The following is a 13,206-nucleotide window of genomic DNA, read 5'->3' as shown; positions in this document are numbered from 1 at the left end:
GGGCGCGAGGCTGTGACGACATGCGGCTCCGCCGCGTGGGCGCGACGAGCCCCGACCGGCCCGGAGCCGAACAACGACAGTCACATACCATCGAGGAATGACCCGCATCGCCTTCCTCAAGGGCCACGGCACGGAGAACGACTTCGTGATCGTGCCGGACCCGGAGAACTCCATCGACCTGCCCCCGACCGCCGTCGCCGCGCTGTGCGACCGCCGCGCGGGCATCGGTGGTGACGGCCTGCTGCACGTGGTGCGGTCCGCCGCGCACCCCGAGGCGCAGCACATGGCGGCCGAGGCCGAGTGGTTCATGGACTACCGCAACGGCGACGGCTCGATCGCGGAGATGTGCGGCAACGGCGTGCGGGTGTTCGCGCACTACCTCCAGCGCGCCGGGCACGTCGCCGAGGGCGACCTCGCGGTGGCCACACGCGGGGGCGTGAAGAGCGTGCACATCGCAAAGACCGCATCCGACAGCGGCTCCGCCGCGGGCGACATCACCGTCGGCATGGGCAGGGCGCGCCTCCCCGAAGGGGACGTCACGGTGACCGTCGGCGAGCGCAGCTGGCCCGCGCGGAACGTGAACATGGGCAACCCGCACGCGGTCGCCTTCGTCGACGACCTCGCGCACGCCGGAAACCTGTACGCACCGCCGCCGTTCAGCCCGGCCTCCGCGTACCCGGACGGCGTGAACGTGGAGTTCGTGGTCGACCGCGGCCCCCGGCACGTCGCGTTGCGCGTGTATGAGCGCGGCTCCGGCGAGACCCGCTCGTGCGGCACGGGCGCATGCGCCGTCGCCGTGGCCGCGGCCCGCCGGGACGGCGCCGACCCTGCCGTCACCGGGAGCCCGGTGACCTACACCGTCGACGTGCCCGGCGGGACCCTGGTCATCACCGAACAGCCCGACGGCGAGATCGAGATGACCGGCCCCGCAGTGATCGTCGCCGAGGGCGAGATCGACTCCGAGTGGCTGGAAACATTCGTTCGCTGAACACGATGGCGGCTTGGGATCCGAGGCCTGTGTGCCGGGTGGTGCACGGGAGTTGCTCCGGGGCGACGTCGGCGCGTTCGAAATCACGGGCGGCTCCCTGTCGCGTGGCGCGAAACCGTAAACCTCCAGACCTTCGCTCGAATGGGTGATCCGTTTCACGCTCGGCGAGAGGCGGTCGGCCGCACGTGATGGGCTCGGTAGCATCAAGCACCGGCCCGGACGGGGGACCGTTGCCATCCCCTGAGCCGTGTCCGCCATGGGGCACCCCGTCCGCCGGTCCACGCAGCCGGAGGTGCCCATGAGTGCGGAGGCGACGAATCCCGCGACCCCAGGTCCGGTAACAGGCCCAGCGGCGCGCTGGCGGGCGCGGATCGACCTGCGCCGCCTCGGCCGTGCCGCCCTGCTCGGCCCCGCCTCCCGTGACCGGCTGCCCAGCGCCATCAGCCATGTCGTCGACGCCCACCGCGCCCACTACCCGAGCGCCGACCTCGAACCCCTGCGCCGCGCCTACGTGCTGGCCGAGTCCTCGCACCGCGGCCAGATGCGCAAGAGCGGCGAGCCGTACATCACGCACCCGCTCGCGGTGACGCTGATCCTCGCCGAACTCGGCGCGGAGACCACCACCTTGACGGCCTCTCTGCTCCACGACACCGTCGAGGACACGGACGTGACCCTCGATCAGGTCGGCGAGGAGTTCGGTTCGGAGGTCCGCTATCTCGTCGACGGCGTCACGAAACTGGAGAAGGTCGACTACGGCGCCGCCGCCGAACCCGAGACCTTCCGCAAGATGCTCGTCGCCACCGGCAGCGACGTCCGCGTGATGTCGATCAAACTCGCCGACCGGCTGCACAACATGCGCACCCTCGGCGTCATGCGCCCCGAGAAACAGGCCCGCATCGCCAAGGTCACCCGCGACGTCCTCATCCCGCTCGCCGAGCGGCTCGGCGTCCAGGCGCTGAAGACCGAACTGGAGGACCTGGTCTTCGCGATTCTCCACCCCGAAGAGTACGAGCACACACGGGAGTTGATCGTCGACAACGCCTCCCGCGCCGACGACCCGCTCGCCGAGATCGCCGACGAGGTACGAGGTGTGCTGCGCGAGGCCGACATCCCGGCCGAAGTCGTCATCCGGCCACGGCACTTCGTCTCCGTCCACCGCGTCGCCCGCAAGCGCGGCCAGCTACGCGGCTGCGACTTCGGCCGCCTGCTGGTGCTGGTGAACGAGGACGCGGACTGTTACGGCGTCCTCGGCGAACTGCACACCTGTATGACGCCCGTGGTCTCGGAGTTCAAGGACTTCATCGCCGTCCCCAAGTTCAACCTGTACCAGTCCCTGCACACCGCGGTCGCCCGCGCGGACGGACAGGTCGCCGAAGTCCTCATCCGCACCCACCAGATGCACAAGGTCGCCGAGGCCGGCGTCGTCGCGCTCGGCAATCCCTATGCCCCTCCTCCTGAGGAGAACGCTCCGGCCGACGGCGAGCGCGTCGACCCCACCCGCCCGGGCTGGCTCTCCCGCCTCCTCGACTGGCAGGAGGCCGCGCCCGACCCGGACACGTTCTGGTCCACCCTCCGCGAGGACCTGGCCCAGGACCGTGAGATCACCGTCTTCCGACCGGACGGCGGCACGCTCGGGCTGCCCGAGGGCGCCACCTGCGTGGACGCCGCGTACGCCCAGTACGGCGAGGACGCGCACGCGTGCATCGGCGCCCGCGTCAACGGCCGCCTGGCGACGCTGAGCACCGTCCTGCGGGACGGCGACACCGTCCAGCTCCTCATGGGCCAGGACCCGGCCTCCGAGCCCTCCAGGGAGTGGCTGGAGCACGCCCACACGCCTGCCGCCCGTATCGCCATCCAGCGGTGGCTCGCGGCCCACCCGACGCACGAGGAGGCGCAGCAGGCAGCGCAGGAGACCGACGAGGAGCCCTCGGTCGCCCTTCGGCCCGCGGCGGAGGGACTGAGCTCACGTCCCACCACCGCCGACATCACGGTCGACCAGCCCGGCGCGACCGTACGGCTCGCCGGCTGCTGCACGCCCGTACCGCCCGACGAGGTCACCGGCTTCGCCGTGCGGGGCGGTGTGGTCACCGTCCACCGTGTCGAGTGCGCCGCCGTGGAGCGCATGAAGAGCGGGGGGCGCGCGGAGGTCGACGTGCGCTGGGGGGACACCACCGAGTGCCGGGTCACGCTGCTCGCCGAATCGTTCGTCCGCCCCCATCTGCTGGCGGACCTGACGGAGGCCATGGCACTCGAAGGCGCCGAGATCGTGTCCGCGACGGTCGAACCTCCCACCCAGCAGCGGGTCCGCCACACGTACACCCTCCAGCTTCCGGACGCGGCCCACCTGCCCGCCTTGATGCGGGCGATGCGCAATGTGCCGGGGGTGTACGACGTGAGCCGGGCGCAGACGCCGGGCGGGTGAGCGCCGGGCCGCGCGCCCCACGGCGCCAGAGCCGCACACCTGCACCCGACCTACCCATTCGGGTGGGCCGAACGCGAGTCGTCGCCGTCCGGCACGCGCGCGCTGATAGCCGTGATCCATGCTGCTCACCCCGCGCTCCCAGGCCCCACGACCCGACGGCCCGCGTCCCGGCACCGCGGCTCGGTTCCGCCGCCCTGCAGGCCGCCTGAGGGCGACCGCACTGCTCGCCTCCGCCGTCTCCGTGTGCCTGCTGGCCGCGAGCTCGCCCCCGACTCCCCTGGGCATCGGCGACCGCCTCTACCCGGACCTCGGCAACCCCGGCTACGACGTGCAGTCGTACGACCTCTCGTTCACCTATCCCGGCACCAACAGCAAGCCCCTCCAGGCCGTCACCACCATCAACGCCTCGACGACCGCGGACCTGGACCGGCTGAACCTCGACTTCGCCCACGGCAAGGTCGAATCGGTCCAGGTCAACGGTGAGCCGGCTGGCTTCACCAGCGCGGGTGACGACCTCGTCGTCACGCCCGCCAGGCCGCTGCCCCGGGGCACCTGGACGCGGATCACCGTGCGGCACACCAGCGACCCCGTGGCCGCCAAGGACCAGGACGGCGGCTGGGTGCGCACCGAGGACGGGCTCGCCATGGCCGACCAGGCCGATGCCGCACACCTGGTGTTCCCCTGCAACGACCACCCCTCCGACAAGGCGCTGTTCACCATCCGGATCACCGCCCCCAACGACTACACGGCCGTGGCCAACGGCCTGCCGACCGGCGTGGAGCGCGGCCCCAGGTCGACCACCTGGACGTATCGCACTCGGCACCCCATGGCCACCGAGCTCACCCAGGTGTCCATCGGCCGTTCCACCGTGCTGCACCGCACCGGGCCGCACCACCTGCCCATGCGCGACGTCGTGCCCACCAAGGACGTCAAGGAACTCGAACCGTGGCTCGCCAAGACCCCCGACCAGATCGCCTGGATGGAGAGCAAGGTCGGCCACTACCCCTTCGAGACGTACGGCCTGCTCATGGCACAGGCGTCCACCGGCTTCGAACTCGAGACCCAGACGCTCTCTCTCTTCGAGAGTGAGCTGTTCACCGGCCACACCTACCCCAAGTGGTACGTCGAGTCGATCATGGTGCACGAGCTGTCCCACCAGTGGTTCGGCGACAGTGTCAGCCCGCAGACCTGGTCCGACCTGTGGCTCAACGAAGGGCACGCCACGTGGTACGAGGCGCTGTACGCGGAGGAGGTGGGACACAAGCCCATGGAGACGCGCATGAAGGCCGCGTACGCCGCCTCCGACGGCTGGCGAGCCGCCGGTGGCCCGCCGGCCGCACCCAAGGCGCCCGACCCCGGCCAGAAGATCAGCATCTTCCGGCCCAACGTCTACGACGGCGCCGCCCTCGTGCTCTACGCCCTGCGCCAGGAGATCGGCAGCCCCGCCTTCGAGCGTCTGGAAAGGTCCTGGGTGAGCCTCCACCGCGACGGTACGGCCACCACCGCCGACTTCGAACGGCTCGCCTCCCGGATCTCCGGGCGCGACCTGAGCGGCTTCTTCGAGGGCTGGCTGTACGGCAAGAAGACTCCGCCGATGCCCGGTCACCCGGACTGGAAGCCCGCGGCACCCGGTGCGCAGGCCGTGAAATCCGCGAAATAAGGCGATGACCGGACGGGCCGTGCCGTGCGACCATCTTCGGGTCGGCGGCACGGGTCGCGGGGAATCTCCCGGGGTACTCGTACGTTGTCCACAGTGACCGCTCTCGCGATCGCCGTACCGGTATCTCCATCGACGTAAGGATCCAATGACCTCCTCTTCATCCCCTTCCCAGGACACTGAGCGCTTCGCGCACACCTACCCCGAGCGTCTTCGGGCCGATGCCCTGATGGAAGAGGACGTCGCCTGGAGCCACGAGATCGACGGAGAGCGGGACGGCGACCAGTTCGACCGCTCCGAGCGCGCGGCTCTGCGCCGTGTGGCCGGCCTCTCCACCGAGCTCGAGGATGTCACCGAGGTCGAGTACCGCCAGCTCCGCCTGGAGCGTGTCGTGCTCGTCGGCGTCTGGACCACGGGGACCGTGCAGGACTCGGAGAACTCCCTCGCGGAGCTCGCCGCCCTCGCGGAGACCGCGGGCGCGCTCGTGCTCGACGGCGTGATCCAGCGCCGCGACAAGCCCGACGCGGCCACCTACATCGGCTCCGGCAAGGCCTACGAGCTGCGGGACATCGTTCTCGAAACGGGCGCGGACACCGTCATCTGCGACGGTGAGCTCAGCCCGGGCCAGCTCATCCACCTCGAAGACGTCGTCAAGGTCAAGGTCATCGACCGTACGGCCCTGATCCTCGACATCTTCGCCCAGCACGCCAAGTCCCGAGAGGGCAAGGCGCAGGTCGCGCTCGCACAGATGCAGTACATGCTGCCGAGGCTGCGCGGCTGGGGTCAGTCGCTGTCCCGGCAGATGGGCGGCGGCAAGGGCGGCGGCCTCGCCACCCGTGGTCCCGGTGAGACCAAGATCGAGACGGACCGGCGACGGATCCGCGAGAAGATGGCGAAGATGCGCCGGGAGATCGCGGAGATGAAGACCGGCCGCGAGATCAAGCGCCAGGAGCGCAAGCGCAACAAGGTGCCGTCCGTCGCCATCGCGGGCTACACCAACGCCGGTAAGTCCTCGCTGCTCAACCGCCTGACCGGAGCAGGTGTCCTGGTCGAGAACGCCCTGTTCGCGACCCTGGACCCGACCGTCCGCCGGGCGGAGACCCCGAGCGGCCGCCTGTACACGCTGGCCGACACGGTCGGTTTTGTCCGGCACCTGCCGCACCACCTGGTCGAGGCGTTCCGCTCCACCATGGAGGAGGTCGGCGAGTCCGACCTGATCCTGCACGTGGTCGACGGCTCGCACCCGGCGCCGGAGGAGCAGCTGGCCGCAGTGCGCGAGGTGATCAGGGACGTCGGCGCCACCGACGTACCCGAGATCGTCGTGATCAACAAGGCGGACGCGGCCGACCCGCTGACCCTTCAGCGGCTGATGCGGATCGAGAAGCGCTCCATCGCCGTCTCGGCCCGCACGGGCAAGGGCATCCAGGAACTGCTCGCGCTCATCGACAACGAGCTGCCCAGGCCGTCCGTCGAGATCGAGGCGCTGGTGCCGTACACCCACGGCAAGCTGGTCGCCCGCGCGCACGACGAGGGCGAGGTGATCTCCGAGGAGCACACCCCGGAGGGCACTCTGCTCAAGGTGCGGGTGCACGAGGAGCTGGCGGCGGACCTCGCGCCGTATGTCCCGGCCCCGGCGGTCTGAGCCGCAGGCCGTATCACCGCACAATCGAGTATCGCCAAAGGCCCGCCCCTTCACCGAGGAGGGGGCGGGCCTTCAGCACGAGCAGCTCTACTGACCGGCGAACTTCTTGCTCACCGAGTCGTACACACCCTTGGCCACAGCACCCAGCCGCGGTCCGGCCAGCCAGCCCGAAGTCACCGGGCCGATCGAGGTGTTGGACACCAGCGCCGGCTTGCCGTCCGAGCCGGTCGCGACCCAGCCGCCGCCGGACGAACCGCCCGTCATGGTGCAGCCGATGCGGTACATCGTGGGGTCCGAGGCGTTGATCGACAGGCGTCCCGGCCTGTCGGTGCACTGGAACATCCTCTGGCCGTCGAACGGCGGTGCTGCCGGGTAACCGGTCGCGGTGATGCTGGGAACCTTCGGCACGGCCGGAGCGTTGAAGTCGACAGGCAGCGCCGAACCGACCGTCTCCTCCAGCGACTTGCCGTTGCCGCCCTTCTCCGGCGTCACATGGATGACGGCGTAGTCGTAGGAGGCACCGTCACCGCCGGTCTCGCCGCCCTTCTCGATCCACTGCTGAGAGGTCTGCGCCCAGTCGCCCCACCAGACGCCGTACGGAGCGGCCTCCTCCCTGGTGGCGTTCTGCAGCTGGGCGGCCGACCTGCCCGCGTTGTTGTACGACGGCACGAACGCGATGTTGCGGTACCAGCCGCCCTTCTTGCCTGCATGCACGCAGTGGCCCGCCGTCCACACGAGGTTCGACTTGCCGGGGTGGGCCGGGTCCTCCACGACCGTCGCCGAGCAGACCATCGTGCCCTCGGGGGAGTCGAAGAACACCTTCCCGGACGCCGCCGCGTTGGCGTGGTACGTAGGTGCCACGGCCTTCGCGTCCACGGGCGCCGGCGTGGGGTCGGTCACGCCCTGGTCACCGGAGAGGTCGTTCTCGTTGACGCCCTTGTCCGGGTCGTTGGCCTTCCGCATCCGGTCCGGGTTCCACAGCCCCTTGATGATCGGGTTGATGAACTCGTCGGCCTCGCGCAGCCAGTCGTCCTTGTTCCAGTTCTTCCAGGCGCCGTGCTTCCACTTGTCGATGTCGAACCCGTGCTCTTTGAGCTTGTTCTTGATGTCGTCCGGGATCTTGATCTTGCCGTCACCGCTGCTGCCGGTGTCACTCGCGGAGGCGGAGGCCTGACCGTCGGCCTTGTCGTTGCCCGAGTTGCAGGCGGTGGCGGTGAGCGCCAGCACCGATGTGAGGGCAACGGCGGCCAGAACGGGGGAGGTTCTGCGGCGGCCACCCCTCTCCCGGCGAACGGTGACGGACGGCCTGATGGATCGCATGCGCTGACTCCCCCTGGGATGAACTGAACAAATCGGGTGCTGCGTCCGTGAATCCACGCTCGAAGCAGGTGATCCACGTGCCTTCACGGCTTCTTGGAACGGCATCACACACTATGCGCTCGCTGTGGGGGACTTCCGATGGAACGGCAACGGTTCCGTCACGGAAAGGATCTTGAGACAACCCGTAACCCGGTGAGCGGTGGGGGGTTGGTACCGGTGGGGGTTCTGCTGTCCGTGTGCGGTTCCCCGGTGGGAGGACAGGGAGTCGTGGCCGAGTCTGCATGCGGCGGGAGCGCGTCCGAGGGAACTCTTGGGCGGTGTGCTGCCGGTGAGGTGTCCGCGACCGGCCGGGCCGCGCACGAGGGGATCCTGCGGCGGCAGTCGGCGCGCGAGTCGGCGGCGCGCACCTATGCGCGTGCCCTGCCGATCGTGCCCGTCCGGGCCCGGGGGCTGACCATCGAGGGTGCCGACGGCCGCCGCTACCTCGACTGCCTCTCCGGAGCCGGGACGCTCGCCCTCGGCCACAACCACCCCGTGGTGCTGGAGGCCATCCGCACAGTCCTCGACTCGGGTGCCCCGCTGCACGTCCTCGACCTGGCGACCCCCGTCAAGGACGCCTTCGTCACCGAGTTGTTCCACACCCTGCCGCGTGGCCTCGCCGACCACGCGCGCGTGCAGTTCTGCGGGCCGGCGGGCACCGACGCGGTGGAGGCCGCGCTGAAGCTCGTCCGCACCGCGACCGGCCGCACCGGGCTGCTGGCCTTCACCGGCGCCTACCACGGCATGACCGCCGGAGCCCTTGAAGCGTCCGGGGACGCCTCGGACGTACGAGTCGCCCGCCTTCCCTATCCCCAGGACTACCGCTGCCCCTTCGGAGTCGGCGGGCCCCGCGGCGCGGAACTCGCCGCACACTGGACCGAATCCGTCCTCGACGACCCCAAATCGGGGGTGCGCCGTCCCGCGGGAATGATCCTGGAACCCGTCCAGGGTGAGGGCGGGGTGATCCCAGCGCCGGACGAGTGGATGCGGCGCATGCGAACGATCACATCGGCCCGCTCCATCCCGCTGATCGCCGACGAGGTCCAGACAGGAGTCGGACGGACCGGTGCCTTCTGGGCGGTGGAGCACAGTGGCATCACCCCCGATGTGATGGTCCTCTCCAAGGCCATCGGCGGCAGCCTCCCCCTGGCCGTGGTGGTCTACCGCGACGACCTCGACGTCTGGGAGCCCGGCGCCCACGCGGGCACCTTCCGCGGCAACCAACTCGCCATGGCCGCAGGCACGGCCACCCTGGCCTACGTCCGAGAAAACCACCTCGCCGAGCGTGCGGCGACCCTCGGCTCCCGCATGCTGGCCCAACTCCGGTCCCTGGCACGTGAGTTTCCCTGCATCGGGGATGTGCGGGGGCGGGGGCTGATGATCGGGCTGGAACTCGTGGACGCGGAAAGGGATTGCGCGGGGCGCAGGGGACTGGACTCGGCGCCTGGGACGTGTGGAGGGCTGGACGGAGGTTCCGCCGAGTTGGGTTGGGAGACCGACGGGTCGGATCGGAGCAGTCGCGCGGGCGCGCCCGTTCGCTTGGCGGATTGCGGGCCCCTCCACCGCGGGACGGTTCCGGCGGCGGTGCCGGATTCCCGCGCCGGCGGCCCGCGCCCGGCCGATCCCGAACTCGCGGCCGCCGTCCAGCGGGAGTGCCTGCGACGTGGCCTCATCGTCGAAGTGGGGGGCCGCCACGCAAGCGTCGTGCGGCTCCTCCCGCCACTGACGATCAGCGACGAACAGGCGGCTGCCGTGCTGGACCGACTGGCCGATGCCGTGGAAGCGGCGGCCCGCGACCGCTCCGGCCGACCACCTGGAATAAGACGGGCGCACGGACCTGATCCCCAGCACCGACGACAGGGCGAGCGCGCCGAGCGGGCGGGCCACCACGGCACCTGATGCGTGCACGCTCGTCCGTGCCGTCGGCGCCAACGTCCACGCCTGCGCACGCCTCGCACCCCCTGAACGCCCCGAACCCCTTGAAACCAGGATGCCCATACCTCCACTTCGCCGGTAGCGCAGTAAGGCCCAGGTTCGTCACCGCGCGAACCAGAACCACCCACGAGGACCGCCTTGAACCCCACCCCTGCATCCGACGCTCGCACCCACGCCCCCGAGCGAGGCTCCTCCGAAGCACCGCCCTCGCAGCAGCTTCCACCTGCACGGGCGACCCCATCGGCGCCTCACCAGCAGGGACGAGTCGCTGCGCGGGAACCGGAGCTGGGGCGGGGCGCGGAACGGGAGTCGGAACAGAGGCCGGCTCGGACTTCGGCCGAGGGCGGAACCCCGGGGGACGGTCGCTCCATGGAGCGGGTTCCGGAGCAGCGCAAAGCCCCCGTCGCCGAGAGCCCGCGTCACGCCGGCGCCGATCTCCTCGATCACCCGGACCCGCACATCGCAGCCGAGGCCGCGGCGGTCGAGAACCTGCTGCGCTGCTGGGTGCGCGAAGCCGGTCTCCACGCCCCTGAGGACGGAACCCTCCGTATCCCCCTGGCCGCCAGCGGCACGGCCCTCCTCGCCCCCGTCGATTACTGGTCCCCGACGGGATGGCACCGATTCGGTCTCCCGCGCCTCGCCAACGCCCCCGCACATTCCCGACCGGCCGACGCGGTCACCATCGCCGCACTGCTGGCCAGGGAAACGCCCGACCGTGGCAACGACACCGCCGCCCAGCCCGCGACCGCCGGACCCGAGACCGGCGGCGCCTGCCGTCCCGGGACCGCGCGGACATCGGCCCCCGCCCCCATCGCCTCCACATCCGGCCCGGACCTCGTCGCCCGCGTCGCCGACTCCCTCCGCCGTACCGTCACCTTCATCCACGAGCGCCGGGAGCGCCCCGCCGACGGACCAGACCTCTTCCTCGCTGCCGAGCAGGCACTCGTACTCGGGCACCCGCTGCATCCCACTCCCAAGAGCCGCGAAGGTCTCTCCGACGCCGAGGCGCGGTCGTACTCACCTGAACTGCGCGGCTCCTTCCCTCTGCACTGGCTGGCTGTCGCCCCTTCTGCACTTGCCTGGGACTCCGCCTGGACCGAGCGCGGCCGTCCCGTCCCCGCGCCCCAACTCATGGCACGGCTCGCCGAAGCCGGGCTGGCGCTGCCCGAGGGCTACGCAGCCCTCCCGTTGCACCCTTGGCAGTGGCGCGAGGTGCGGCAACGCGCCGACACCGCGCCCCTGTTCGATGCCGGGCTCCTCCGTGACCTCGGCGCGCACGGCTCACCCTGGCATCCCACCTCTTCCGTACGCACCGTGCACCGGACCGGCTCCCCCGCCATGCTGAAACTGTCGCTGGGCCTGCGGATCACCAACTCCCGTCGGGAGAACCTCCGCAAGGAACTGCACCGAGGTGTCGAGGTCCACCGACTGCTACGCAGCGGCCTGTCCAGGCAGTGGCAGGCTGCCCACCCCGGGTTCGACATCGTTCGCGACCCCGCCTGGCTCGCGGTCGACGCGCCGGACGGCAGCCCCGTGGCCGGACTCGACGTGATGATCCGCCACAACCCGTTCAGCCCGTCCGACGACGTCTCCTGCATCGCCGGCCTCGTCTCGCCCCGGCCGCAGGCCCCGACAGACAGCAAGTCGGCGCGCGCCGCCCGCCGCACGGAAGACGGCCCGCCGCCCCTGCCGTCGCGGCTGGCCACGGTCGTCACGCGCCTTGCGGGCCGAACCGGTCGCCCCCGTACGGCCGTTGCCGTCGAGTGGTTCCTGCGCTACCTCCAGCAGGTCGTCCGCCCCGTGCTCTGGCTCGACGCGGAGGCGGGGATCGCCTTGGAGGCGCATCAGCAGAACACGCTGCTTCTGCTGGACGCCGACGGCTGGCCCGCCGGCGGCCGCTACCGCGACAACCAGGGCTACTACCTCCGGGAGTCCCGACGCACCCAGCTCGACGCCCGGCTGCCCGGTATCGGCGAGCACAGTGACACCTTCGTCTCCGACGAGGTCACCGACGAGCGTTTCGCCTACTACCTCGCGATCAACAACGTGCTCGGCCTCATCGGTGCCTTCGGCTCGCAGCGCCTGGCCGACGAACAGCTGTTGCTCGCCGCCTTCCGCCACTTCCTCAATGACGTCGCCTCCGGCCCTGCCCGGTTGGGCACGTCACTTCCTGCCCACCTCTTGGACTCACCCGTCCTGCGCTGCAAGGCCAATCTGCTGACCCGTCTGCACGGCCTCGACGAACTCGTCGGTCCGGTCGACACCCAGTCCGTCTACGTCACCATCGCCAACCCCCTGCATTCCTGAAAGCCGCACCCGACCCCCGTCACCTCCCTTCGCTTCTGAGGAACATGCCCCATCCCGTCTTCTGAGAGGAGCGGCGCCGTGCCTCCCACCGACGCCAGCGCACACGCAGCCACCCACCCCGGCACGGCCCACGGCGCCGACTCGAGCCCCGTTGCGGCCGAGAGCAGCACCGGCGCGGGCACGGACAACGAGGACACACTGGACCTGCGGCTGCCCGACGAACTGCTTGCACTCTTTGCAGCGGAAACGGACTCCGAGGAGCAACGAAGCCGGTGCGAGGATCCGGCACCGCCCGTCTCCGTCACCAGAGCCGACGACGACCTCCTCGACCGTGTGGCCGACTGGGGGCCGGTCGTCACACCCGCGGGTGTCTTCCACCTTGTCCCCGTGCACGTCGAGCGGGACCTACCGCTGATCAGCCGCTGGATGAACGACCCTGCCGTCGCGGAGTTCTGGGAGCTGGCCGGCCCTACGAGCCGGACCGAGAGCCACCTGCGGGCCCAGCTCTCCGGCGACGGACGCAGTGTTCCGTGCCTCGGCGTGCTGGAGGGCACACCAATGAGTTACTGGGAGATCTACCGCGCGGACCTCGACCCGGTGGCCCGCCACTATCCCGCTCGGCCTCATGACACCGGGCTGCACCTCCTCATCGGCGGGGTCGCCGACCGAGGCCGCAAGCTCGGCGGCACCTTGCTCAGAGCCGCGGCCGACCTCGCCCTGGACAAGCGGCCCGCCTGCGCACGCGTCATTGCGGAACCCGATCTTCGCAACACCCCCTCTGTCGCTGCTTTTCTGAGCGCCGGCTTCCGGTTCGCCGCCGAGGTCGACCTGCCCGCCAAGCGGGCCGCCCTCATGATCCGAGACCGGTCCCTGCGCGATCTGCTGTGACGCCGTGT

General features: G+C 70.6%; 8 protein-coding genes. 7 read left to right on the top strand and 1 reads right to left on the bottom strand.

The genetic code is table 11. The features are described 5' to 3' along the window. Window positions 1-97 precede the first annotated feature (97 nt). From dapF to hflX, 4 genes are all read left to right on the top strand, one after another. Window positions 98-988 (top strand): diaminopimelate epimerase, encoded by an 891-nt coding sequence (gene dapF, locus ACWCRD_RS28035; protein WP_450968541.1) that lies wholly within the window; start codon window positions 98-100, stop codon window positions 986-988. A gap of 298 nt (window positions 989-1,286) precedes the next feature. Continuing rightward, on the top strand, window positions 1,287-3,410 hold the full coding sequence (locus ACWCRD_RS28030; protein WP_450968540.1) for a RelA/SpoT family protein: 2,124 nt from the start codon (window positions 1,287-1,289) through the stop codon (window positions 3,408-3,410). 118 nt (window positions 3,411-3,528) lie between these two features. Continuing rightward, a complete protein-coding gene (locus ACWCRD_RS28025) occupies window positions 3,529-5,070 on the top strand; it encodes a M1 family metallopeptidase (protein WP_450968539.1) in 1,542 nt (513 codons plus the stop codon). Window positions 5,071-5,215: 145 nt separating this feature from the next. Further along, window positions 5,216-6,709, top strand: coding sequence for a GTPase HflX (gene hflX / locus ACWCRD_RS28020; protein WP_450968538.1), 1,494 nt, complete (start codon window positions 5,216-5,218; stop codon window positions 6,707-6,709). Between the two features lie 87 nt (window positions 6,710-6,796). On the opposite strand, the gene ACWCRD_RS28015 is transcribed toward hflX, so the two are convergent. Further along, window positions 6,797-8,029 (bottom strand): trypsin-like serine peptidase, encoded by a 1,233-nt coding sequence (locus tag ACWCRD_RS28015; RefSeq protein ID WP_450968537.1) that lies wholly within the window; start codon window positions 8,027-8,029, stop codon window positions 6,797-6,799. A gap of 138 nt (window positions 8,030-8,167) precedes the next feature. Between ACWCRD_RS28015 and ACWCRD_RS28010 the strand changes: the two genes are divergently transcribed. From ACWCRD_RS28010 to ACWCRD_RS28000, 3 genes are all read left to right on the top strand, one after another. Then, complete coding sequence (locus ACWCRD_RS28010) at window positions 8,168-9,967, top strand: diaminobutyrate--2-oxoglutarate transaminase family protein (protein ID WP_450968536.1); 1,800 nt, start codon at window positions 8,168-8,170, stop codon at window positions 9,965-9,967. Window positions 9,968-10,372: 405 nt separating this feature from the next. Beyond that, the gene (locus ACWCRD_RS28005; protein WP_450968535.1) at window positions 10,373-12,310 is read left to right on the top strand and encodes an IucA/IucC family protein; all 1,938 of its coding nucleotides are present in this window, start codon (window positions 10,373-10,375) and stop codon (window positions 12,308-12,310) included. A gap of 78 nt (window positions 12,311-12,388) precedes the next feature. Beyond that, a complete protein-coding gene (locus ACWCRD_RS28000; protein ID WP_450968534.1) occupies window positions 12,389-13,198 on the top strand; it encodes a GNAT family N-acetyltransferase in 810 nt (269 codons plus the stop codon). The last annotated feature ends 8 nt before the right edge of the window (window positions 13,199-13,206 follow it).

This window comes from Streptomyces sp. NPDC002092 (genome assembly GCF_053593775.1).
Note: the sequence above shows the minus strand (reverse complement) of the source record. Positions and strands in the feature narration are given on the sequence as shown.